The 22,729-nt window shown below is 64.3% G+C and carries 18 protein-coding genes and 1 tRNA gene; 9 read left to right on the forward strand and 10 right to left on the reverse strand.

The genetic code is table 11. From position 1 onward, the window contains the following. The first annotated feature begins 53 nt into the window (after positions 1–53). Together ACZ5LB_RS12035 and ACZ5LB_RS12040 are read left to right on the forward strand one after the other, a co-directional pair. The gene (locus ACZ5LB_RS12035) at positions 54–1,337 is read left to right on the forward strand and encodes a hypothetical protein (protein WP_464602465.1); all 1,284 of its coding nucleotides are present in this window, start codon (positions 54–56) and stop codon (positions 1,335–1,337) included. Between the two features lie 304 nt (positions 1,338–1,641). Next, positions 1,642–2,262, forward strand: coding sequence for a GIY-YIG nuclease family protein (locus ACZ5LB_RS12040; protein WP_464602466.1), 621 nt, complete (start codon positions 1,642–1,644; stop codon positions 2,260–2,262). Here the strand turns inward: ACZ5LB_RS12040 and ACZ5LB_RS12045 are convergent. From ACZ5LB_RS12045 to ACZ5LB_RS12070, 6 genes are all read right to left on the reverse strand, one after another. Then, positions 2,241–2,738, reverse strand: coding sequence for a very short patch repair endonuclease (locus ACZ5LB_RS12045; protein WP_464602467.1), 498 nt, complete (start codon positions 2,736–2,738; stop codon positions 2,241–2,243). The two genes, ACZ5LB_RS12040 and ACZ5LB_RS12045, sit on opposite strands and share 22 nt — an antisense overlap. Continuing rightward, the gene (locus tag ACZ5LB_RS12050) at positions 2,689–3,549 is read right to left on the reverse strand and encodes a hypothetical protein (protein ID WP_464602468.1); all 861 of its coding nucleotides are present in this window, start codon (positions 3,547–3,549) and stop codon (positions 2,689–2,691) included. Before ACZ5LB_RS12050 ends, ACZ5LB_RS12045 begins: the two co-directional genes overlap by 50 nt. Further along, positions 3,546–4,703 carry a DNA cytosine methyltransferase gene (locus ACZ5LB_RS12055; protein ID WP_464602469.1) on the reverse strand — a complete coding sequence of 386 codons (1,158 nt, stop codon included), beginning with the start codon at positions 4,701–4,703 and terminating at the stop codon, positions 3,546–3,548. The genes ACZ5LB_RS12050 and ACZ5LB_RS12055 overlap by 4 nt, the downstream gene beginning before the upstream one ends. Before the next feature lie 472 nt (positions 4,704–5,175). After that, on the reverse strand, positions 5,176–5,631 hold the full coding sequence (locus ACZ5LB_RS12060; protein WP_464602470.1) for a hypothetical protein: 456 nt from the start codon (positions 5,629–5,631) through the stop codon (positions 5,176–5,178). A gap of 69 nt (positions 5,632–5,700) precedes the next feature. Next, complete coding sequence (locus tag ACZ5LB_RS12065) at positions 5,701–6,195, reverse strand: hypothetical protein (protein ID WP_464602471.1); 495 nt, start codon at positions 6,193–6,195, stop codon at positions 5,701–5,703. 220 nt (positions 6,196–6,415) lie between these two features. Continuing rightward, on the reverse strand, positions 6,416–7,450 hold the full coding sequence (locus ACZ5LB_RS12070; protein WP_464602472.1) for a tyrosine-type recombinase/integrase: 1,035 nt from the start codon (positions 7,448–7,450) through the stop codon (positions 6,416–6,418). 99 nt (positions 7,451–7,549) lie between these two features. Here ACZ5LB_RS12070 and ACZ5LB_RS12075 point away from each other — a divergent pair. Both ACZ5LB_RS12075 and ACZ5LB_RS12080 read left to right on the forward strand, forming a co-directional pair. After that, positions 7,550–7,624: transfer RNA gene (locus ACZ5LB_RS12075), tRNA-Thr, on the forward strand. A gap of 34 nt (positions 7,625–7,658) precedes the next feature. Beyond that, positions 7,659–8,819, forward strand: a complete 1,161-nt coding sequence (locus ACZ5LB_RS12080; RefSeq protein WP_464602473.1) for a M29 family metallopeptidase — start codon at positions 7,659–7,661, stop codon at positions 8,817–8,819. Between the two features lie 6 nt (positions 8,820–8,825). Here ACZ5LB_RS12080 and mtgA read toward each other — a convergent pair whose 3' ends face one another. Both mtgA and ACZ5LB_RS12090 read right to left on the reverse strand, forming a co-directional pair. Beyond that, positions 8,826–9,536: a monofunctional biosynthetic peptidoglycan transglycosylase gene (gene mtgA / locus ACZ5LB_RS12085; protein WP_464602474.1), complete on the reverse strand. Its 711-nt coding sequence runs from the start codon at positions 9,534–9,536 to the stop codon at positions 8,826–8,828. A 7-nt stretch (positions 9,537–9,543) separates the two neighbouring features. Continuing rightward, complete coding sequence (locus tag ACZ5LB_RS12090; RefSeq protein WP_464602475.1) at positions 9,544–10,980, reverse strand: diguanylate cyclase domain-containing protein; 1,437 nt, start codon at positions 10,978–10,980, stop codon at positions 9,544–9,546. A gap of 210 nt (positions 10,981–11,190) precedes the next feature. Between ACZ5LB_RS12090 and murJ the strand changes: the two genes are divergently transcribed. The 3 genes from murJ (at position 11,191) to ACZ5LB_RS12105 (ending at position 16,936) form a co-directional block, all read left to right on the forward strand. Further along, a complete protein-coding gene (gene murJ / locus ACZ5LB_RS12095; RefSeq protein ID WP_464602476.1) occupies positions 11,191–12,828 on the forward strand; it encodes a murein biosynthesis integral membrane protein MurJ in 1,638 nt (545 codons plus the stop codon). 67 nt (positions 12,829–12,895) lie between these two features. Then, positions 12,896–14,023: a DegT/DnrJ/EryC1/StrS family aminotransferase gene (locus tag ACZ5LB_RS12100; RefSeq protein WP_464602477.1), complete on the forward strand. Its 1,128-nt coding sequence runs from the start codon at positions 12,896–12,898 to the stop codon at positions 14,021–14,023. Positions 14,024–14,110: 87 nt separating this feature from the next. Beyond that, positions 14,111–16,936 (forward strand): ATP-binding protein, encoded by a 2,826-nt coding sequence (locus tag ACZ5LB_RS12105; protein WP_464602478.1) that lies wholly within the window; start codon positions 14,111–14,113, stop codon positions 16,934–16,936. Here the strand turns inward: ACZ5LB_RS12105 and ACZ5LB_RS12110 are convergent. Together ACZ5LB_RS12110 and ACZ5LB_RS12115 are read right to left on the reverse strand one after the other, a co-directional pair. Further along, positions 16,933–17,877, reverse strand: a complete 945-nt coding sequence (locus ACZ5LB_RS12110; RefSeq protein ID WP_464602479.1) for an outer membrane protein assembly factor BamD — start codon at positions 17,875–17,877, stop codon at positions 16,933–16,935. The genes ACZ5LB_RS12105 and ACZ5LB_RS12110 overlap by 4 nt on opposite strands. Before the next feature lie 17 nt (positions 17,878–17,894). Continuing rightward, a complete protein-coding gene (locus ACZ5LB_RS12115) occupies positions 17,895–18,827 on the reverse strand; it encodes an alpha/beta fold hydrolase (protein ID WP_464602480.1) in 933 nt (310 codons plus the stop codon). A gap of 79 nt (positions 18,828–18,906) precedes the next feature. Here ACZ5LB_RS12115 and prfB point away from each other — a divergent pair, with 79 nt between their 5' ends. Together prfB and ACZ5LB_RS12125 are read left to right on the forward strand one after the other, a co-directional pair. Then, a complete protein-coding gene (gene prfB, locus ACZ5LB_RS12120) occupies positions 18,907–20,010 on the forward strand; it encodes a peptide chain release factor 2 (RefSeq protein WP_464602481.1) in 1,104 nt (367 codons plus the stop codon). Beyond that, entirely contained in the window at positions 20,007–22,469 is a 2,463-nt protein-coding gene (locus tag ACZ5LB_RS12125; protein ID WP_464602482.1) for a heavy metal translocating P-type ATPase, read from the forward strand. Before prfB ends, ACZ5LB_RS12125 begins: the two co-directional genes overlap by 4 nt. Positions 22,470–22,729: the final 260 nt, after the last annotated feature.

Genomic DNA, 22,729 nt, shown 5'->3' on the forward strand with positions numbered 1-22,729 from the left:
GCCTTGCTCTACCCGGCACCAACCAAATTACCGAAAACACAACGGAGTATCTTGTGATACTTAAAAAGAAAACCAACCTCGACAGCAAGGATATAGCAATCCTTTCAGCCCTCGAACATCATGAGCCACAGTGGGTTATCCTCAACCCATTGACGTTTGGCCCCATGCATCCGCTTGAATATTACCAACACGGTCGCCACTTCGGCGACAACCTGACAACGGCGATCCAAGAATTGAAATCAGGTTCAGGGCTCGGGATTCTGCCCGACGGCTTCATTTACGCTGTTCGGTTCCACGCTCATGGGAAGGCCAACGCCGTCAAGATCATTCAATCCGTGTTGGCACGGAAGGGGTTCAGCCCGGACCTTCCCCCTCCTCTTACTGCCAATAGCAGCGGTGAGTTCATCGCCCTATTTCGTCTACCTCCCCACAAGCGGGGAGTCACTTACCGCAACTTCGTCGCAAATACATTGATCCCAGGAACCGCGATGAGGGTTTCGCTTTACCTGGGACCCATGGCGGTTGCTCCATTCCTTGGTCCTGTTGGCGCTGGGAATGGATTCCACGCCGTGAATGATCGATGGGGCTTGTTTGAGATTGAACCTGAGGAGTGGGTGGACGCTGAGATGCTGACCAAAATGTCTGAGGCCTTTCTTACCGCTCAAGGGACATATCGACAACGAATGACGCAAGCGAAGAACCACTTGAAAAGCGTCCTCGCTGACATTCAGCCTTTGGACGATGCTTCAAAGATAGTTGAGATTGTTGCGGCGGATCTTGTTGCCTGTTTCAGACTCATTCCCCACGATGCGATCAAACTCCTGCGACAACCACTTGGGAAAGGAAACTCTGGGCAAGGGTTCCTCGAAGGTCTTTCTTTTCGCCTTCCGGCGTGCCGCGCAATCCCGGAAGCATGTCTACGAGGCATCTTTGACGGTGCCGTCGACGCTGTTCCTCCGCTTGGGGTTGCGGCTCTGAAGCGAATGGAAGCGAAGGCGAAACTGGCCTCTCTTCTGAAAACCTTGGCTCTGTTTCCTCCCCCAGCATCTCAGACGAGCATTTCCGCTGAACGTTTTCGACTTGCCTTCTGTGAGTTGTCTGGCGTAGACCCCCAGCACCTGAACCAGACAGTTTTCGGAACGATGGTTCGCGCGGCAATCCGGTCGGGTCATATTCGACTCAAGAAGGAACGATTCATTCACTTCACTAAGGGAGATCACATGATCTACCTTGGCATCGATGAAACGACCATGAAACAAGCCTTCTTTTGGCAGCAAGAGCAGGATGCACTCAGCGGGTGTAAACCGAAGCAAACCAGGGGGGCTCAACACTGGTGAGTGGCCAGTCGCCACTAAGAGAATGATGGACTAGATCGCGGAATGCCCTGGACCCTGTGATAGGAGACCTCGTTGCGGGGTCAAGGGCATCACTGCGAAGAAGTAAAATTGTCATTCCTCATGGAATGAACCGTATATACGGCAGTTCATAAACAGGTCCTTCAAGGTTCATGAGGGGCGTGTGGTGAGCATGACGGCTTCAGGGTGATATGATCATTAAATGCTACCTATGGCATCCCAATCCTCCTCCCTGCCGCCCTTCGAGACGGTCCAGCTACGACGAAAGCTTAGCGAGTTCTTGGAAATGCGGATTGATGACCCCATCACCGGCTTGCCTGCGATCCTGGGGAACTACAAGTATGGGGTGTATGCATTTTTCGACTATGACGGCGAACCCATTTACGTGGGACAGACGAATGAAAAGCTTCGGACCAGAGTTCGAAGACATTTGACCAATCAAAGAACCGACGCAGTTGCGATGAAGGTCTTGGACCCTTTTGAGGTTTATGAGATTGAGGTTTGGCCTCTTGCCCAGTATGAGGGACTGGTTGGTTCAGATGCTCAGGCCAAGGCGCACCTTAGTTGGCTTGAATTCGACATCTTTCAGCACCTGAAGGGCGAATCCCACTTCCAGGCTGTATTGAATGAGAAAGATCCAAACCCGGTTGCGGACAACGGCTTTCAACGGCCCCCAAGTTGGCGGGGAAAAGTCGTTTGTCCTGAGGTTTACGAGATGCGCAAGCATCCTGACACAAGACTTTCCCGAAGGGCTGAGACCCTTTCACTCCTGGCGAAGGTGATTAGTGAACGCCAGGTGCAGAAGGGCCTGAGGAAAACCTTGCTTACCCAGGCCAAAAGGATTGTTTGGCTTGCAGAACGGCGGCTTGGTGAATTGGCATGGACTCAAGATGTTCCCGAGGATTGAACATTCTGATGCCCAAGAACTGCCGGGAATTCCCTGATTCTGACGGCAAGCTCTTGGAGCATCCCTGGTTTTGTGATGTCACATTCCCAGATGAAAAACGCTGTCCACCCAATTGCCTCCAACGCTGAAATAGCATCGTTGTCTCGAATTTGATTCCGACTGAACTTCCTAAGCCAGTATTCTCGATTCTCCAATGGAACTCTTGCTCGCTTGCATCCAGGGTGCTGGTGCCAGAAGCATCCATGGACAAACAGGGCGATTCGTCGGGAAGGGAAAACCAGGTCCGGAGTGCCTGGCAAACCTTTGGCATGGAGGCGAAAGCGCAGCCCTGCCATATGCAGAAACCTCCGAACAGCCATCTCAGGGGCTGTATTCTTGGATTTGACGGCCCTCATCGTCCGGGAGCGCAAATTGGAAATTGTGGGCTCACGTCCGGCGGATTGCCGTGGCTCGTGATTCCTTTTGCGTCTTTCCATTGCGGACCACCCGGGTTTTCCTCACGATATCGGTTCCACGGTAGGCAACCTGAAAGTCAACATAGTTTACTTCTGCTTCATCCCCTTGGAAGCACCTATGGAAGGCATCTAGGAGGTGGACATCAGCTAGCTTCTGCGGCATTGGATTGGGGTTTAGCTTTGGATGGGGGACAGTCGAGGGGAATACATAGATGCAGGGTGGTGGAAGAATGAATGGACCGGCAGCTGTAGACCGACTTGAGTCCTCTAGAACCTTCGGACAGGGGCGGCCAACCGTTCCGCAACCCATATCCCAAATGACAACCCCGTCAACAACCTGTTCCCTCGAAATAATGTCTGCACTCAAGCGCGTATGAATACCAGACCATGCATTATGGCGCGGATCTCCCCCGGCGTTGGTTGAAACGCTCCAAATTATAAATTCATGAACTTGGGGTGGCCGTTCAAAGATGTTGGTGTTATTCCCGTCCAGTGCGCCCTTTAGCTCAATGGCGGCGATCCGACCCGAAGGCAAAGTAACAACGTAGTCATGTCGATTTGCATCTCCTGCCGGTTCCCAGTTCTTGATATACCCCCCGTCCTGCATGTGGTTTAGCACATGCTGGACAAACTCACGCTTGCCTCGCATCGTCGCGGAGAACTGGCCGCGCACGCACTCTATTGCTCCACGGAACAACCCACTATTGTAAAAATCCTTTTCTGAAAGCCCATGCGAACCGAGCTTGTGAGCCTCGGTTTTCAACGTCTCAGCATAGGCCTCAATGAGACCGTGAAGCTCGGAGTTCTGTGAACAAGGGATTATTGCACTCATACCACCGCTCGAGAGTCGACCACCTGGGCAGCTGTCAACGGCTCGAGGATGTGTTGCGCAATATACCGAACAACCGGAACGGCCACCCCGTCGCCGGTTAAATGGTAGGCCTCATTGTAATTATCGGGAAGGGTATATTTTTCTGGCAACCCCATCAAACGGGCGGTTTCTCTGCTTGAGATTAGGCGGGAGCGAATTTTGGCCGCATCAACAACCAGAATTAGCTGTCGGCTTGACCCACCAGATGGCGTTCTCAAGCACCCAGCCACATCGTCAAAACGGACCTCTGCCCTCTGCACTTTGATGCCGTCTTCATCCGGCCTTGTCCGCTTGTAGATTGTGCCGACAATCCGCCTCCCCGACTTCTTTGCGAGTGCTTTCGCTTGGTCAACCTTTTTGCGATTAACGTCACTCATCATTGAAAGGAGTTGACGTGTTTCTGTAGGGGTCTGCCACCGAACACTGGCTGGCTCCTCTTCCACCAAATCGGCAAAGATTGTCGTGCGTGGTTGGGGGGAAGGCAGGTTCCACCACAACCACTTCCGCCGAACTTGATCGGAAAGGTTTTCATAGGCTCCCTGCAATGCCTTTGGGCACCAAAGACTAGATGGCACGTCACTTGTTAAGCCCTCTGGGATCAGGTAGCCTTCCCGAACACCGATTATGAAAAGCCTGGGACGAGAATGAGGCACGAAATGGACAGCGTCGATAACCATCGCTCCAAACCGATAGTCGGTTCTTGCAAACGCATCGCAAATTGCTGCGAAATCCTTCCCCTTATGGGAGGTCAACGTTCCACAGACATTCTCTAGCACAATCATGCCCGGGCTTCGGCGCTGGGAGACGAGACCCTTAACAACATCCCAGAAGGGCCAGAACGTTCCAGATCTGTCCCCCTTTAGGCCAGCACCAGCGCCCGCAAGGGAAAGGTCCTGGCATGGAAAGGAAGCCCAAACGAGGTCGGCTTGACCAGGCAGCAAATCGGGCTGGATAGCGCGGACATCGCAAGTCTTGAGCTTGCCCTTGCCCCAATTCAGGTCATAGACGGCACTCTTCTTGTGGTCGAAATCATTGGCGAATAGGCAATTCCATCCGGACCCCAAGCCAGCCCTTGCCATTCCGCCGCCAGCGAAAAACTCATAGAAGTCATGCATGGCGGCCCCCCTTTTGAGCCGTGAACTTGTCGGCGTCCCGCTCCAGTTTCTCCCTGATTGCAGTAGCAATCCAGACATTCCTGGAGACTTTGCCGGGCTCCTTTCGACGAAGCTTGTCTATCTCTTGAAATTCCTCAAGGGGAAGACGGAGATTGATTCGGTGGTCTTGGTCCATGATTAAGTATGGCGCCAAAATGGCGCCATTTCAAGATGCTTGATCTGGATTTTGGCTGAGGCCGAGAGAGGCGTTGGCAGCCTGAAGCACCACGTTGCCCCCCCCCTCATTGGCGCGGCCCAGAAACCCCGGCAGACGCCAATACACAGCGCCTACCGGAGTATGTTAAATCGCTATTAAACTGTCAAAGACCCCAAAGAAAACCATGGGCTACAATCCAGCGCACCGCCTTTAATAGTGCTGCCTGAGCCCCTTATCACTGACCACAATGTCCCAGACAATTGCTCCGAAGAAATATCAAGGCTTCCACTTTTCTGCAATTGCCAAGCGCCCCTTCAGCTTTAGCACATTTGCTTCGAATTCCTTGATCTCTTCAAAGCTCCGGCCACCTTCTTGGGCACGCGCAAGCCCTTCGACGTTTTCGCCAACAATGCTCCGAAGATTGTTTACCAACATATACTTCACATAGGTCTTGTCTCGGTAATGTGATAGGTATTCCTCTTCACGCTTAACATCAGATTCTTCTGCTAACAGCGCAATACCCTTCCGTAGATAGATCCTAATTAGTTTCTTTATTCTTGGGGGCAAATCTTCCCTGACAGGAAGGACCATGTAACGCTCGGGCAGTTCCAAGCTATCCAGCTCATGGACTGCCCGGGCATGTCCTTGCTTTTTTACAATCATCCCAGTTTGCGCGTCAAGGTGTAACACCCCAGCAAGGATCAGCGCAAATAAAGGGGAAAGCGTCTTCATGGAAACTCCTACGGCTAGTGTATGGAAATGGCCACAGTCGGTCTTCAACCTACCGGTAAGCCAGAGAACTTATCGTTTAATATCAAGCGCTAGTTGAATTAAGCCACCCAGGGCCTTTGCCAGGGACATATTGGGCATTTCCCTTAACGCCACGACGATTTCTTGTAGGCGAGTTAAGGCGGCCTTCGAAACCCTTCCGCTGATGCTTCTAACACCCGTTTCAAATCGGGCGCTTTTGCGCTCATCGCACAGGCGTTCGGCGGCTCCAACCAAGGCGGGGAAGCTCCCATCGAAGGAGAAAATGGCGTCCTCAATGAATTTGCTAATTCCAGGCCCACACCGGAGAATTTCCCGGTAAACGCGGTCGGGAACTGTCGTGCCTACCGGGAATTTGGCCGGACGAATAAAGCTGAGCTTCAACTGTTCCAATTCCCCAGGCTTAAATCCAAATTCGGCACCTGGATATCCTCCAGGTAGTTCCATGGCTCCAGGACCAAACGACGATGCGGGGGGTTCGTTCCCCGGCAATCCGTTCGCTTGACTACCACCAACCTTCTTTACCATTTTTGCACTCCCTGGTGCCCCGTCGATGGAGCTGTAGACGGTTCCCCCATTCGGAGGGTAAGAGCATCCATCCACAACAGCAAGCATGTAGCATTGCAACAATTAGTGTGTTGGTGCGTTAGTAGATGCTTAGATAAATGCATGCGTGTAGCAAAATTTCTTCCTTCTTCACTCCATCGGAGCGCGACTACGAGGAGAGGGGGGTTCTTCGAATCTGGCATTATCCCAATCCGAGCTTCTGCGATAGCGCGTCCTGCGCCCTTCGCTTCGAGTCCAAGCTGGTTTCAACGTAGATCATGGTTGTAGTCACACTCTTGTGTCCGAGCATCCCTTGGATCTCCGTTATGGGCGTCCCCGCCTCGGCATGAAGGGACGCATAGCTGGCTCGGAGTCGATGCTGGGTGATCTTTCCCAACGCCAATTCCTTGCACATGCGTTGGAGAGCCTTTCGGCAGAATTGAGATCGATGTGGTTTGCCATCATCTGCCGGGAATACCCATTCGCTATGCGTTTTCGGCATGGCATGGATCGATGTCCATAACCATTCGGGAACGGGAAGAACCCGGGCCTCCTTGCCTTTGGCTTTGCCAACAACATACGTTCGATTGGAGGGATCAAACCATTCCCAACGCATTCCAAGAGCCTCCGCTTGCCTAAGCCCAAGCCCCACCATCACTTTGAGAATCACCCCTACATGGGGGTTGCGGGCTATGGAATCAGTCGCGGCAAGGAATCCCTTCACCTGCTGGGCCGAAACGGTCGGACGGGGCTTCTTCTGCACCCGAATAAACTCAACGCGGAATGGGAGGTCCCTTAGGATCCCGAGCTTGATTGCGAATCTGCAAAGCAGCTTGAGAATCTTTAGGGCATCGTTGACGGTGACCGGGGCCTTGCCAGCGTCAAGCATCTTGGAACGGATGGCGGCAACATCCTCGTTCTTGATATGGTCGACCCTTTTACTGCCCACCAATGGCACAAGCCAGTTGCGAGAGACGCACTCCACGTCATCCCAATGCCTCTTGCTATGAACGCCCCGATGTGTCTTCAGCCACTTGGCAAGGAGCACCGCAAAGGTTGGGGCCTTAGGAGCCCCACACTGGTTCAGGAGCGCATCCTTACGCCTCTCCTCCAATACACGTTTCGCTGTGGCGAGGTCTCTCGCTTTGGTAGAACCGTGAAGGCGATGCCCGTTGATTCGGAGTTCGTAATGCCATACGTCTCCGACCTTCTTGAGACCGGGATGCTGCGATACCATGGAAACTCCCCAGAAAAGGGGGGTTCCCTGGTTTATGGACTAGGGACCCGTCACTGAAACGCCACAACGGGGGAAGCGATTCCTCGCAAACCCGCACCAGCCGCCTTAGCTCAGGGGTAGAGCACTCGCCTTGTAAGCGAAAGGTCGTCGGTTCAAATCCGACAGGCGGCTCCAGGATCCGGGGCATGGAACCCCAGGGGAGGCAACCGTGACCCAGGCGATGACGACGGACGAACTGGTGGCGCTGGTGCGGCGGGTGTTCTCGCCCGGCCCCGGGGACCGGGGGCTGGCGGTGCTGGTGGACCTGCCCGACGGCCAGGTGCCGGACACCCCGGAATGGCGGGAGCGGCGGGCCCTGGCGGCGGGGTGGGTCGAAGCCCTGGCCGCCCGCGCGGGGGACCTGGGGTTTCCCGTGAACCTCGTCCATTACCCCAATGTTCACACCAACAACGGCGACCTGCCCGGGCACGCCTGGATCCACGCGGGCGGAACCCTGCCCGAGGGGGCCGGCGACCTGGATCCGGCGGCGGCGGTGCCCTTCCCGGACATCTACGCGGCCCATTCCATCCTCATCGCCCTCACCACCTTCTCGGCCACCGCCCCCCTGAAGGTCGCCGCGCGCCAATTCCCCATCCGGGCCGCCACCATGCCCGGGTTCACCGCGGCCATGGTGCCCAGCCTCCGCCTGGACTACCAGGAGGTGAACCGCAGGGTGGAACTCCTGAAGGGTCTGCTCGACGAGGCCACCGGGGCCGACCTGCGCTTCCGGCATCCCGGCGGCGAAGCCCGGCTCCACCTGGACCTGCGCCACCGCACCGCCCACGCCAGCGGCGGCATCCTGCCGCGGACCGGCACCGCCGGCAACCTGCCCTCGGGAGAAGCCTACATCGTGCCCTACGAAGGGGAGCGGGACGGCGACCCCAGCCTCAGCGAAGGCACCCTGCCCGTGCAGTTCGGCCCCGAGGTGGTGTGCTACCGCATCCGGGGCAACGTGGCGGTGGAAGTGGCCCCGGGGGGCCCGGAGGCCGCCCGGGAGGCGGCCCTGCTCAAGGCGGAACCGGCTTACGGCAACCTGGCCGAACTGGGCCTGGGGGTGCTGGCCGCCTTCGGCGTCAAGCCCGTGGGCACGGTGCTGCTGGACGAGAAGCTCGGCCTGCACATCGCCTTCGGCCGCAGCGAGCACTTCGGAGGCCAGGTGGGGCCCGCCGCCTTCAGCGGGCCCGAGGCCGTGGTGCACATCGACCGCGTCTACGTTCCCGAGACGCAGCCCCAGGTGGCCGTGGCGGAGATGACCCTGGCCCTGGAGGGCGGCACGGCGTTCCCCCTCATGCGCGACGGGGATTACGTGCCGGGGCTCTTCACGCGCTGACGGGGATCACCCCAGCGCCTTCACCACCTGGGTTCCGCCCAGCATCCGCATCTGGTTCAGGATCCACTCCTGGCGGCCCCGCACGTAGGCGCTGGGCGCGTCGGCGCGGTACCGCAACGGGGAGGGCAGCACCGCCGCCAGCAGCGCGGCCTCCGAGGAGGACAGCGATTTCGCGTGCTTGCCGAAGAACTTCTGGGCCGCGGCCTCCACCCCGTAGATGCCGTCGCCGAACTCCACGATGTTGAGGTAGACCTCCAGGATCCTTCGCTTGGACCAGCCGGCCTCCAGCAGGAGGGTGAAGTACACCTCGAAGCCCTTGCGAACCCAGGAACGGCTCTCCCACAGGAAGAGGTTCTTGGCGGTCTGCTGGCTCACGGTGGAGGCGCCGCGCTTTCTCCGGCTGTGCTCGTTGTGGGCCACGGCCTTCTCGATGGCCTTCCAGTCGAAGCCGAAGTGGTCGGGGAAATTCTGGTCCTCGGCGGCGATGACGGCCACGCCCATGGCCGGGGCGATGTCCTCCAGGGGCACCCAGGCGTGGCGCGGGTGGTAGGGCTTGTCCCGGCCCAGGGACTGGACCCGGCGCTGGATCATGAGGGCGGATGCGGGCACCGGCACGAAGCGGAATACCAGGACCGCCACAAGGCTGGCGGCGACGCAGCCCAGGAGCCCCAAGCCCAGCCAGCGCAGGAGGCGCCTCCAAACGGGTCGTTTCTTCATTGGGCAATTATGCCCTAAGTGAGCGGGCCTTGGCCCTGCGCTTGGCCTCGTACATGCGCCGGTCGGCCTCATCCAGCAGGCTTTCGGGCCCTTCGTCCAGGGCGGGGTTCACGGCGGCCACCCCCAGGCTCGCCGTCACGTGGGAGGCCACATCCGACCGGGCATGGGGCAGGCCCAGGTCCGCCAGGGCCGCGGTGATCTGGTCGGCCACGGCCCGCGCGCCGCCCTCGTCCGTGTCCGGCAGGAGGCACACGAACTCCTCGCCGCCAAAACGCGCCGCCAGATCCCCGGGCCGGCGCAGGGCCCCCGCGAACGCCTTGGCCACGGCCCTCAGGCAGGCATCCCCCGCCACGTGGCCGTACGTGTCGTTGAAGGTCTTGAAGCAGTCCACGTCCCCCAGGATCAGGGCGAGGGGGCTCCCCTCCCGCCGGCTGCGCTGCCACTCCCGGGCCAGCGCCTGGTCGAAATGGCGCCGGTTGGCCAGGGCCGTGAGGCCATCCTGCACCGCCAGTTCCACGAGGCGGTCCTTGGACCGCTTGAGCTCGATGTGGTTGCGCACCCGGGCCAGCACCGTGGCGGGGTTGATGGGCTTCTGGATGAAATCGATGGCTCCGGCCTCCAGGGCCCGGATCTCGTCCACCTCCCCCTGCAGGGCGGTGAGGAAGAGCACCGGGATCTCGGCGGTGCGGGCGTCGCCCTTGAGGTGCCGGCACACCGAGAATCCGTCCCGCCCGGGCATGACGGCGTCCAGGAGGATCAGGTCGGGCCGCGCCTCCAGGGCCCGGGCGAGGGCGGCTTCGCCGTCGGCCGCGGCCACCACCCGGAAGTCCCGGCCCAGGACCACGGCCAGCAACCGGCGCACCATGGGGGAGTCGTCCACCACCAGCACCGTGGCCGCGCACGGAGGCGGGACCCCCAGGTCGGGCTCCCCCCCGGCCGGAAGAGGCTCCTGTTCCAGGGCGCGGGCCCCGGGAACCTCCCGGCATCCCGCCTGGGCGAGGCCCGGCACGACCACCTCCCGGTAGATGGCCAGGGCCCGCTCCCACCGCTTGGGGAGGTCCTCCCCGCTCCCGGGGGACGGGGCCGCCAGGAGGTCGTGGAGGAAGATCATCTCCAGTTCCTCCCGGCGCTCCTCACCCCGGCAGTCCCTGAACACCCACAGGTGCATGCCGCCGGCCCCCAGGGGAAGCGGCTCTCCGCAGGCGCGGAAACCCCGGGAGGCCGCGCGGGTGCGGGCCAGGAGGGGCAGGATGTCGGGCCCGCCGGGGCCCTGGACCAGGCCCAGCGCCCCGGGGGCGCCGGGGCTGAAGGTCAGGAGGCGCAGTTCCCGGTCCAGGATGAAGGCGTAGCAGCCCATGGCCTCCAACAGGGCCGTCACCACGGGACCGTCCAGGGGCCCCGGGAACGCGGGGGGGCCTTCCGGGTCGAGGCTGGGGTTATTCATTTTGAATTCATTCAATCGACCCGTCCGATCCAGCGATTACCCAAAACGTAGGGTCACGAAATCGGTAGGCAATAAATTTTTTATAGATTTCAAAACATCAACACCCCCGCGAGGTCCCGGCGTCTTGCTAAAGTGGTCCATCCACGCCTTCAGGCTGAGGAGCCCGCCATCACCGCGCCCCACACCAAAACTGGGAAACAGGAAGCTTCCATGCTCCGGTCCGCCGGAGTCGTGGGCGCGCTCACGCTGCTCTCGCGCATCACCGGAATGCTCCAGAGCCGGGTGGTGGCGTACTACCTGGGGGCGGGCCCCGCGGCCGACGCCTTCCTGGTGGCCTTCCGCATCCCCAACCTCCTGCGCAGGTTCACGGCGGAGGGGACCATGACGTCGGCCTTCCTGCCCACCGTGGGGGAGGTGGAGACGGTGCGGGGGGAGGCAGCCGCCAAGGAGCTGGTGGCGCGGTTCCTGGGAACCCTGGCCCTGCTCCTGACCGGCCTGTGCGCCCTGGGCATCCCCGCCATGGGGCTCCTGGCCGGCCTCCAGGTGATTGGGCGGCTGGACCCCGGCGCCGGCTGGGGGCACCAGGCCGGATTGCTGTTCGACATCCTCCTGGGCCTTCGGTCGGGGCCCCCGGAATACGTGCTCACCACCACCCTGGCCCGCATCATGTTCCCCTACCTTGTGATGGTGAGCGTCACCGCGGGCCTCTCCGCGGTCCTGAACCTCAAGGGGCGCTTCGGGCTGCCGGCGTCGGTGTCCACGTTCTGGAACGCCGCCTTCATGGGCATCACCCTGGCCTGCCTCACCTGGGGACCCCGGGCCTGGCGGTCCCCGGAGCGGGCCGCCCTGGTCATGGCGGTGGCGGTGCTGGCGGGGGGCCTGGTGCAGCTCTTCATCCTCTGGCCGGCCTTCCGGGGCCTGGGCTACGGGATCCGCTGGGGCCTCCACCTCAAGGACCCCGGGGTGCGCACCGCCCTGAGGCGCATGGCGCCGGGGATCCTGGGGACGGGGATCCACCCCATCAACGTCGTCATCTCCACCACCCTGGCCTCCCAGCTGGCGGTGGGCGCCCAGGCGGTGCTCTTCAACTCCAATATGATGAGCGAGATGGTGCTGGGGGTCTTCGCCGCCAGCGTGGCCACGGTGAGCCTGCCGGCCATGAGCCGCCTGGTGGATGCCGGCGACCTTCCGGGCCTGCGCCGGAGCCTGGCCTCCGCTCTGCGGGGCACGGCGGTGCTGGCCATCCCCGGGGCGGTGGGGATGGCGGTCCTGGCCCGGCCCATCATCGCCCTCATCTTCCAGACGGGCCGCTACTCCGCCCGCGACGTGGAATGGACCGCCACCACCCTGGCCTTCCAGGCCGTGGGCATCCTGTTCGTGGCCACGGGCCGGGTGACCGCCCAGTGCCTTTACGCCCTGAAGGACTACCGGCGCCCCGCCTACGCCGCCCTCCTGGGAATGGGGGTGAACGTGGTGCTCTCGTACGTCCTCATGAAGCCCCTGGGCACCGGGGGCATCGCCCTGGCCAACGGCCTGGCCAGCATCGTGGGGCTGGGCTTCATGGTCGCCGGCCTGGGCCGGCGCATGCCGGGACTCCCGGTGCGGGAAGTGGTGGGCGGCTGGCTTTCCATGGGGACGGCGGCGGCCCTCATGGGGCTCCTGGCCTGGCAGGGCGAGCGGCTCCTGGGTCTGTGGGCCTTCCACGGGCTCTACGGCACCAGCGCCCGGTTGTTCCCCCTCATCGCCCTGTGCGCAGTCTTCTATGGGGGTCTCCTGCTGCTCTTCCGGGTGCCCGAGGGGGCCTCCCTGGCCGCCATGCTCGCCCGCAAGGCGGGCCGGAAAGGCTGACCCGGGCCCCAATGGGGTGCGGGCGGACCCGGGCACTGGCATACTCTAGGAACCCACAGGAGTCTTCATGTCCGTCCCCATGCTCGAACTCGCGCCCCAGAACGCTTCGGTCAAGGAGAAGATCCTCCAAGGGCTCTCCGCCATCATCGACCGGTCAAGCTTCGTCCTGGGCGAGAACGTCAAGGGCCTGGAAGCCGAGCTGGCCGAATATTCGGGAGCCCGGTACGCCGTTGGCATGTCCAGCGGCACCGACGCCCTCCTGGTGGCCCTCATGGCCCTGGACATCAAGCACGGGGACGAGGTGATCCTCCCCTCCTTCACCTTCTTCGCCACCGCGGGCGTCGTGTCCCGCCTGGGGGCCACTCCGGTGTTCATCGACCTGGACCCCGAAACCTTCAACGTCACGGGCGCCCTGGTGGAAGCCGCCATCACCCCCCGCACCAAGGCCATCATCCCGGTGCACCTCTTCGGCCAGCTGGCCGAGATGCCGGCCATCATGGCCGTGGCGGACAAGCACGGCATTCCGGTGCTCGAGGACGCCTGCCAGTCCCTGGGCGCCAAGGGCTGGGGCCTTTCCGCGGGCCAGTTCGGCCAGATGACCGGGTGCAGCTTCTACCCCACCAAGAACCTGGGCGCCTTCGGCGACGCGGGCATGACCCTCATCCGGGACGACGAGGCCCTGGCCGCCAAGGTCCGCCGCCTGCGCGTCCACGGCATGGAGCCCGTCTACGTTCACCACGAGATCGGCATGAACGGCCGAATCGACGAGTTCCAGGGCCTGGTGCTCCGGGCCAAGCTCCCCATGCTCGAGGGCTGGCACGAGGGCCGGCGCCGGCACGCCGCGTGGTACATCGAACGCCTCGCGGCCATCACCCGCGACCTCATGGTGCTGCCCCGGGAGAAGGTGCCGAACGGCCGGCATATCTATAATCAATTCACAGTTCGCGTCAAGGGCGGACGCCGGGACGCCCTCATGGCCCACCTGCGCGGCCTGGGCATCGGGTGCGCCGTATACTACCCCATCTGCCTGCACGAGCAGCCTTGCTTCGAGTACCTTGGCTACAAGAAGGGCCGCCTGGCGGAATCCGAGCTGGCCAGCCAGGAGGTCCTCAGCCTGCCGGTCTACCCCGAGATGACGCCGGCGATGCTGGAAGAGGTGGCCCAGGGGCTGCTGTCCTTCTTCGGGATGAAATAGGGAATTAATTCAAGACTTTCAGGTCGGTTCCCGAATAATGAATGGTACCTGGGGAAAACCTGCCCCGTTGGGTGTCGTGGGGCCACCGTGAAGATCCACCGTCCAGCCTGGCTCGATAGCCTGACCGTCACGGTCGTGATCACCCTGTTTCTGGCCCTGGGATTCCAGACCTGGATGCTCGTGCAGGGCCGGCAGAGGGCCCTTGAATTCATTTCCACCCGCGCCGCCAACCGGGCCCAGGCCACGGCGCACCGGGTCCAGGAGATCCTCAAGGAGGTGGACCTCATCCTCCAGGACGTGCGGGAGCACGTGGACGGGGACGAACTGGCCCGGGGCGCCGCCGGGCCGCGGAAGACCGCGGCCATGCGGGCCTTCCTCCGCCAGCAGGCCGCCAAGATCCCGCAGGTCCTCATGCTGCATGTGATCGACCGCGACGGCTGGTACCACGACTCCACCGTCGACCCCCTGCCGGCCGTGAACATCTCGGACCGGCCCTTTTTCCAGGAACAGCGTGACGCCATCGCGGACGAGCCGAGGGTGTCCGATCCGTTCCTGGGCCGGGTCTCCAAGCGCTGGGGCGTCTATCCCTCCCGGCGCGTCACGGATTCCCAGGGGCGCTTCGCGGGCATCATCGTGGCCACGCTGGACACCCAGACCCTGGGCTCGGTGATGGTGGCGGTGGACCAGGCGCAGTGGGTGCTGTCCCTGCACGCCATGGACCACCAGCTCATCGCGCGCTCACCGGCGGGGCCCATCGGCACCCGCATCCCGGAGGGGCGGCTGGATTCCATCTGGAAGGGGCCCATCGTGTTCCAGGGGATCGCCATGGGCGAGACCAAGCCCCACATCTGGGCCGGCTGGCAGGTGCCGGGCACCACGCTCTACACCGTGGCGGGGTATTCGAAGGCCCGCGCCCTGGCCCAGTGGCGGCGGGACCTGCAGATCAACGCCGTGGTGGCCACCCTCCTGGCGGCCGGCTGCGTGGGCATCCTGATCCTGCTGGCGCGGGACCGCAGGGCCGCCAGCTCCGCCATCCTGCTCCAGGAGCGGCTCGCCATCGCCGCCCAGGGCGCGGGCATCGGGATCTTCGACTGGGACCTGCCCCAGCGCCAGCTCCACTGGGACGACGGCATGTACCGCCTCATGGGCCTGCGCAGGGAGGACCTCCCCTCCCCCGGGGCCGCCTGGATGAACCATGTGGATGCCCGGGACCGGGACCGGATCGTCCAGGACTTCCAGACGGCCCTGGCGTCCGAAGGCCTCCATTTGAACCAGTTCCGGATCCGGTGGCCGGACCAGTCCCTGCACCACGTCCGCGTCGCGGCCCGCAACCTCCGGGACGGCACGGGCAAGGCCGTGCGCATGGTCGGCATCGTCTACGACGTCACCCAGGCCGAGCAGGCCCAGGAGGACCTGAGGAACAGCGAAGCCTACTTCCGCACCCTGTTCGAGGCCGTGCCCGCGGCCGTGGCGGTCCTCCGCGGCGGCCAGGTCATCGATTCCAATCCGCGGTACCTGCAGATCTTCCAGGCCGCGGACCCGCCCTGGGTCCTGGCCCCCACCCGCCAGCCCGACGGCAGCCACTCCCGCGACCACGGCGAACGCCTGGCCGCCGCCGCCCGGGCCGGTCAGGTGCAGCGCACCAAATGGCAGTGCCGGCGTCCGGACGGATCCCTGTTCGACACCGAAATCACCGTCACCGGGTTCCGTCACCGGGAGGACGACCTGCTGATGGTCATCGTCCGGGACCTGACCGCCATCCGGGAAATGGAGATGAAGCTCCATCAGGCCCAGAAGCTGGACGCCCTCGGGCAACTGGCGGGGGGCGTGGCCCACGACTTCAACAACATGCTCTCCGCCATCCGCTCGGCGGCGGAGCTCCTGCAGGAGGAAGCCCCCGGGGAACGCCCGGCGCGGCTGGCGGGCACCATCGTGGCCGCGGCGGACCGGGCGGGGCAGCTCACCCGGCAGCTGCTGGCCTTCGCCCGCAAAGGCAAGATCCTCTCCACCCCCACGGATGTTCACCTCATCATCAACGAGGCCGTGACCCTTCTGGAACGCACCATCGACCGCCGGATCCGCATCGAGCAGCGGTTCCTCGCCCCGGACGCCACGGTGGTGGGGGACCCCACCCAGATCCAGAGCGCCCTCCTCAACCTGGCCGTCAACGCCCGGGACGCCATGCCCGAGGGCGGCCTGCTGACCTTCACCACCGAGACGGTGCCCATCGAAGGACCCGCCTGCGCGCAGGGGAGCTTCCTGCTCGAGCCGGGGGAGCACCTCCATGTGACGGTGGCGGACCAGGGCTGCGGCATCCCGGAGGCCAACCTGAGCCACATCTTCGATCCCTTCTTCACCACGAAGGAGGCCAGCAAGGGCACCGGTCTGGGCCTGGCGGCGGTCTTCGGGACGATGGCTTCCCACAAGGGCGCGGTCACGGTGGAATCCCGGGAGGGGAAAGGCACCGTCTTCCACCTCTACCTGCCCCTGGCCCAGGCCGGGGTGCGGGAGGCCCAGGCCGCCGCCCCGGGGCCCCTTCCCGTCGGCACCGGCCGGATCCTGGTGGTGGAGGACGAGGACCTGGTGCGCACCGCCACCGCCCTGTCCCTGGAATCCCTGGGCTACGAAGTCCACCCGGTGGCCGACGCCGATTCCGCCCTGCGCCACTTCACGGACCACCACGCGGGCCTGAAGGCCGTGATCCTGGACATGGTCCTGCCCGGGTCCTCCGGGGAAGGCCTGGCCGCGGAACTGCGCGCCATCGATCCGGGCGTGCCCATCATCCTGGTCAGCGGCCTGCCCCGGGCCGGCACCCCCGCCCACCTGCGGGCGCAGGGCATCGCGGGCTTCCTGCAGAAGCCCCTGGATCGCAGGGAACTGGGGGACCTGCTGGCGGGACTCCAGGTCCCCTAGCTGTCCAGTTCTTCCTTTCGGCCGGTCTGGCCCATTTCCAGCAGCCGGTCATTGGCGCGTCCGGCCCATTCGCTGCCGGGGTAGCTCTCAACAAGCTTCTGGTAGAAGCCCTTGGCCTCATCCTTGTACTTGGCCAGTTCGTCCTTCACCAGGTCCGTGAAGGCCTTGGTGTACTCCTTCAGCTCCTCCTTGGTGAGCTTGGAGGCATCCTCCTTCTTGACCTTGGCCAGCCAGTCCTTGTTGAACTGCTTGATGACCTCGGTGCTGACGGGGCGCTGGCGCATGGCCTCACCCAGGTAGTAGTAGGCCCGCTCCCGGTCCACGTACTCGGGGTAGGTCTCCATGAGCGACTTGAGCCGCATCTCGGCGGGGGCGAACTGGTAGTTCTTCACCATGAAGATGCCCACCATGAGCTCGGATTCCGCCAGGCGGCGCCAGCACTGGGTGATCTTGGACTTGGCGTCCACGGCGTACGCGGAACCCGGGGCCTCCTTCAGGAGGGTCTGGAAGCCCTCCAGCGCCCTGCGGGTCTCGGACTGGTCCCGCTCGGCGTTCTCGATGACCGCGTAGTGGCAGAGGGCGATGCGGTACAGGGCGTAGTCCCTGCGCTCATGGCGGGGGAAGTAGTTCAGGAAGCTCTGGTACTCCACCAGGGCCTCGGGGTAGGTGGAGGTCGACCCGAAGAAGAAGCTGTCGGCGATCAGGAGCTTGGCCAGGGGGAATTCCTTGGAGGAGGGCAGGCGCTCCTCGATGACCCGCAGCACCTTGCGGCCCTCTTCCCATTTGCCGTTCTGCAGGTAGATTTCGCCCTCGGCCAGGATCTGGGCTGCGGTCTGGCCCACGGCCGCCTCGGGCTTGGCCTTGGGTTTGCGGCAGGCCGCCGCCCCGACCATCAGCAGGACGCCGCAGGCGAGAGTGGGAAGCGTTCGGGTGAGGTTCATGGAATTCCTTTGGTTTCTCAATTCAACATGGCGGCAGGGAGGGCATTGGTTCCTGCGTTGGCGGGAAAAACCTTGGCCAGCCAATCCTCCGTGATGCGTTCCGCATCGCTCCGGCGCAGATCGTGGAAGACCTCGTGCAGGAAGCCCGGAAGCCGGTGCCGCTCCAGCCGCTCCGGAGGCACGGCCCTCCACAGCGCGTCGGCCGCGTCGGGGTCGGCGATGGTGTCCTGGCCGGCCTCCAGGAGGAGGATGGGGCGGTCCAGTTCGGCCCCCATGGGCAGGATCTCCCGCCTCCCCTCCTCCATGGCGTCCAGGAAGGCCGCGGTGATGAGGTGGTGGCAGAGGGGGTCGTCCCAGTAGCGCTGCACCAGCACGGGGTCGGAGCAGACCTGGGTCTTGTCCCCCTTGATGTCCAGGGGCCGGTGGGGGGCGGTGTACAGCAGGACCTTCTGCAGGATCCGCATAGGCAGGGGGATCTCCCGCAGCACGACCGCGGGGCTGGAGGCGATGAGGCCGTCCAGGGCGTCCGGGTGCCAGAGCAGGACCAGCAGCCCCACCAGGCCCCCGAAACTGTGCCCGAGCAGCACCTGGGGCCACACGGGCCGCAGGGATCCCCGGCTCAGGGTGTCGTTCAGCCGCTCCTGGCGAAGAACCAGGGCCAGGTCCTCCACCGGGGCCTTGATGCCCCGGGCGTCGCCCCGGACCCCGCCGCTGCGGCCGAAGCCCTGGTGGTCCATGGCGGTGACGGACCAGCCGGTGCGGTGCAGCCACTTGGCGGTGTGCCGGTACCGCTCCCCGTGCTCCCCGTATCCCGGGGCGATCACCACCCGGCCCCGGGGGTCGGGGTGGTCCCACCGCGCCCAGGCCAGCGGGGTGCCCCCATGCCCGGTCAGGAACCCCCTCGCGGTGGGCTCCATGTCCTCGGGCAGGATGGAAAGGTTCTCCGGCATCCCATGAGGATACCTTGGGATTCACGGAACTTGGCCCCCCAGGTTTCGGAAGGGGCCCGGGAACGGCTACGATGGGGGGATGGACTTCGAAAGCCTCGTCAGAGCGAAGAACGAACTGGAACCCCGGGTGGCGCAGCTGCGCCGGCACCTGGACCCCGACCGCCAACTCCTCGAACTCGAGCAGTTGGAAGAGCAGACGGCTGCCCCGGGCTTCTGGGACAACCCGGAGGCCGCCAAGCCCATCCTCAAGAAGCGCGGCGTCCTCCAGGACGAGGTGTCCCTGGCCAAGCGGCTCGGGGGCGGCCTGGACGACCTGGACACGGCCCTGGAGCTGGCCCGGGACGACGCCGACATGCTCCTGGAGGCCGAGTCCCTGGAAGGGGACCTGCGGCGCCTCATCGAGGACGCTGAACTGCGCATGATGCTCTCCGGGGAACTGGACGCCAACAACGCCATCGTGGCCATCGCCCCGGGCGCCGGCGGCACCGAGAGCTGCGACTGGGCCGCCATGCTCCTGCGCATGTACCTGCGGTACTGCGAGGCCAAGGGCTGGAAGACCGAGATGCTCGACTACCAGGACGGGGACGAGGCCGGCATCAAGGGCGCCACCGTCCTGGTGTCGGCCCCCTACGCCTACGGCTACCTGCGGGCCGAGGCCGGCGTGCACCGTCTGGTGCGCATCTCCCCCTTCGACGCGGCCAAGCGCAGGCACACCAGCTTCGCCGCGGTCTACGTCAGCCCCGAGCTGGACGACACCATCGAGATCGAGATCCCCGAGAAGGACCTGCGGGTGGACGTGTTCCGCGCCAGCGGCGCCGGCGGCCAGCACGTGAACCGCACCGAGAGCGCCGTTCGCTTCACCCACCTGCCCACGGGCCTTGTGGTGAGCTGCCAGAACGAGCGCAGCCAGATCCAGAACCGCGCCACCGCCCTGAAGGTCCTCAAGGGCCGCCTCTACGAGCTGGAACGGCGAAAGTTCGAGGAGAAGGTGGCCCAGGCCTCCGGCGAGAAGTCGGACGTGGCCTGGGGATCCCAGATCCGCAGCTACGTGCTGGCCCCCTACCAGATGGTCAAGGACCACCGCACCCTCGAGGAGACCAGCCAGACCCAGAAGGTCCTGGACGGCGACCTGGACGCCTTCATCCGCACGCAGCTCCTGGCCAAGAGCCTCAAGACCGAGTGAAAGCCCACTGCGACCTCTGCCTCTCCCCCATCGCCGAGACCCGGACGGTCCGGCACCTGGAGGGCGGCACGCTGGAATTCTGCTGCCCAGGCTGCGCCACCGTGTACGGCATCCTGGGCCCCGAGGAGGCCCGGCGGATGGGGCCGCGCTTCAAGGGCGAAACCGACGGGGACGCTGAACTGCCCCCGGGGCCCTACCTGGAGCTCTGGCTCAAGGTCGACGGCATCGCCTGCGCGGCCTGCGCCCCCCTGGTGGAGGGCATCCTCCAGTCCCGCCCCGGCGTGGTGAAGGCCACGGTCGAGACCGTCTCCGAGGTCGCCCAGGTGCTCTACGCCCCGGGGCGGGTCACCAAGGAGGCCATCGCCGACCACTGCGCTCGCCACGGCTTCCCGGCCCACGAGCAGAGCCCCCTGGATCCCGAGGAGGCGCACGACGCCGGCGTCCACGGCCCCCTGCGTCTCGTCCTGGCCATCGTCCTGGGCGCCAACGCCATGATGAACGCCATGGTCATGTACGCCGCCTTCGCCCACGACACCGGCGCGCGCTGGCTGGCGGACCTGGTGTTCATGGAGCGGATCTACGACCCCGATCCCCTCCCCCTCACCGTGCGGGACGCCTTCACGCTCACCACGGGCCTGGCGGCGCTTCCGGTGCTGCTCTACTGCGGCTGGCCCATCATGGTCACCGGCTGGCGCCGCATCCGGCTCGGTTCGCCCAACACCGACAGCCTGGTGGGCTTCGGCGCCCTGCTGGCCTTCGTGGTGAGTCTCTACTCCGCCCTGGTGCTCCACACCCACCACGTGTACTTCGACACGGCCTCCATGCTGGTGTCGCTGCTGGTGGTGGGCCGCGCCATCGAGGGCGGCGCCCGGCGCAAGGCCCGCAGGGCCGTGGCCGGCCTCCTGCAGCTCTCGGCGCCCAGCGCCGAGGTGCTCGTGGACGGTGTCTGGCAGGAGAAGGCCCTGGACCAGGTGGCCCAGGGGGACCGCGTGCGGGTCCGCCAGGGCAACCGGATCCCCGTGGACGGGCGGGTGGCGGAGGGCGAGGGATGGGCCGACACGTCGTCCCTCACCGGAGAGTCCCTCCCCGAGGCCCTGGGACCGGGAGGCATGGCCTTCGCCGGGACCCTGCTGGCCTCGGGCACCGTGGAACTGGAGGCCGTGGCCGTGGGCGCCGACACCCGGCTCGCACAGATCGTCCAGCGCGTGCGGCGCACCCTGGCGGCCCGCGCCCCCATCCAGCTCCTCGCGGACCGCATCGCGGCCGTGTTCATGCCGGTGGTCATCGCCCTCTCCCTCCTGGCAGGGTTCGTGGCCTACGCCCGCGCCGCCACGGCCGTCCAGGCCCTCATGGCCGGCGTCGCCGTGCTGGTGGTGGCCTGCCCCTGCGCCCTGGGCCTGGCCACGCCCATGGTGCTGGTGGCCGCCGTGGCCGAGTGCGCGAGGCGGGGCATCCTCCTCAAGGGCGGCGAGGTCCTGGAGAAGGCGCGCGGCATCAAGGCGCTGGTCCTGGACAAGACCGGGACGCTCACCACAGGCCGGCTCGACTTCACCGGGGCCCGCCTCGCCGCGCCCGCAGACGAGGCCCTGGCCCTGGCCGCGGCCCTGGAGGAGATCTCCGTCCACCCGCTGGCCGAGCGCATCTTCCGGGAAGGGGCCACCCGCGCCCTGGCCGGGGGCCCCGCCCTTCCCCGGGTGGAGGACCGCGTCAACCACCCCGGTCTGGGCGTCACGGGCACCCTCGGGGGCGAACCCGTCCTGGTGGGCCGCCCCTCCTGGCTGCGGGCCCAGGGCGTGGCCGCGCCCGAGGCCTGGTGGTCCGGGGACGGCCTGGAAGGGTCCCTGGTGATGGTGGCCCGTGGCGGCACGGCCCTGGCCCTGTGGGGCCTGGGCGACAGCCTGCGCCCCGAGGCCCCCGCCGCCGTCGCCGCCCTGCGGCGCATGGGGATCGACTGCTGGCTGGTGAGCGGCGACCGCCCCGAGGCCTGCCTCGCGGTGGCCGCGCGGGTGGGCATTCCCCCGGACCGCGTGGTGGCCGGAGCCCTACCGATCGAAAAGGGTGAGAAACTTGCGTGGATCCAACAGAACATCGGACCCGCCGCCATGGCCGGCGATGGCGTGAACGATGCCGTCGCGCTCTCCCAGGCGGACCTGGGCATCGCCATGGGAAGCGGCGCCGGCGTGGCGCTGGAAACGGCGGGCCTGGTGCTGGTGCACCGCGACCTGCGCCGGATACCCGTGTTCCTGGCACTCGCCCGCCTCGCCATGCGCCGGGTTCGCCAGAACCTCGGGTGGGCCCTGGTCTACAACGCCATGCTCGTCCCTCTGGCGCTCACCGGTCACATCCATCCGATCCTTGCCGCAACGGCCATGATGGCTTCAAGCATCAGCGTGGTGGTGAACAGTGCCCGGAAGCTCTCTTTGGATTCCAAGCCAAGGGATCTTGAAACGGTGGCTTGACATTTAATTGATGTTTATTTTGTTTTAAATGAATCAGCTAAAAAGATGTCTTGCAGAGCCGGCACAGGCGACTAGAATTATCAGTGCCGATCGACAACACCACTGTGCACGGGTCATTCGCCACCCCCCGCCTTGGCCCATCTTTCCTTTTTTACACACGCTTTTAGAGTCATCCATTGCCACAACCCATGGGCAAGGGTTCCATGTCGCTTGCCTCCAAGCGACATGGAACCCGCATTTAATCGTTCCACACGGGAGAT

The sequence above is a fragment of the Mesoterricola sp. MK458 genome (genome assembly GCF_055384935.1).

Excerpts from the sequence above, each read along its gene's own strand:
- ACZ5LB_RS12040 (WP_464602466.1), top strand. The coding sequence starts at position 1,642 with ATGCGGATTGATGACCCCATCACCGGCTTGCCTGCGATCCTGGGGAAC.
- ACZ5LB_RS12045 (WP_464602467.1), bottom strand. The coding sequence starts at position 2,738 with ATGGAAAGACGCAAAAGGAATCACGAGCCACGGCAATCCGCCGGACGT.
- ACZ5LB_RS12050 (WP_464602468.1), bottom strand. The coding sequence starts at position 3,549 with ATGAGTGCAATAATCCCTTGTTCACAGAACTCCGAGCTTCACGGTCTC.
- ACZ5LB_RS12055 (WP_464602469.1), bottom strand. The coding sequence starts at position 4,703 with ATGCATGACTTCTATGAGTTTTTCGCTGGCGGCGGAATGGCAAGGGCT.
- ACZ5LB_RS12060 (WP_464602470.1), bottom strand. The coding sequence starts at position 5,631 with ATGAAGACGCTTTCCCCTTTATTTGCGCTGATCCTTGCTGGGGTGTTA.
- ACZ5LB_RS12065 (WP_464602471.1), bottom strand. The coding sequence starts at position 6,195 with ATGGTAAAGAAGGTTGGTGGTAGTCAAGCGAACGGATTGCCGGGGAAC.
- ACZ5LB_RS12070 (WP_464602472.1), bottom strand. The coding sequence starts at position 7,450 with ATGGTATCGCAGCATCCCGGTCTCAAGAAGGTCGGAGACGTATGGCAT.
- mtgA (WP_464602474.1), bottom strand. The coding sequence starts at position 9,536 with ATGAAGAAACGACCCGTTTGGAGGCGCCTCCTGCGCTGGCTGGGCTTG.
- ACZ5LB_RS12090 (WP_464602475.1), bottom strand. The coding sequence starts at position 10,980 with ATGAATAACCCCAGCCTCGACCCGGAAGGCCCCCCCGCGTTCCCGGGG.
- murJ (WP_464602476.1), top strand. The coding sequence starts at position 11,191 with ATGCTCCGGTCCGCCGGAGTCGTGGGCGCGCTCACGCTGCTCTCGCGC.
- ACZ5LB_RS12100 (WP_464602477.1), top strand. The coding sequence starts at position 12,896 with ATGTCCGTCCCCATGCTCGAACTCGCGCCCCAGAACGCTTCGGTCAAG.
- ACZ5LB_RS12110 (WP_464602479.1), bottom strand. The coding sequence starts at position 17,877 with ATGAACCTCACCCGAACGCTTCCCACTCTCGCCTGCGGCGTCCTGCTG.
- ACZ5LB_RS12115 (WP_464602480.1), bottom strand. The coding sequence starts at position 18,827 with ATGCCGGAGAACCTTTCCATCCTGCCCGAGGACATGGAGCCCACCGCG.
- prfB (WP_464602481.1), top strand. The coding sequence starts at position 18,907 with ATGGACTTCGAAAGCCTCGTCAGAGCGAAGAACGAACTGGAACCCCGG.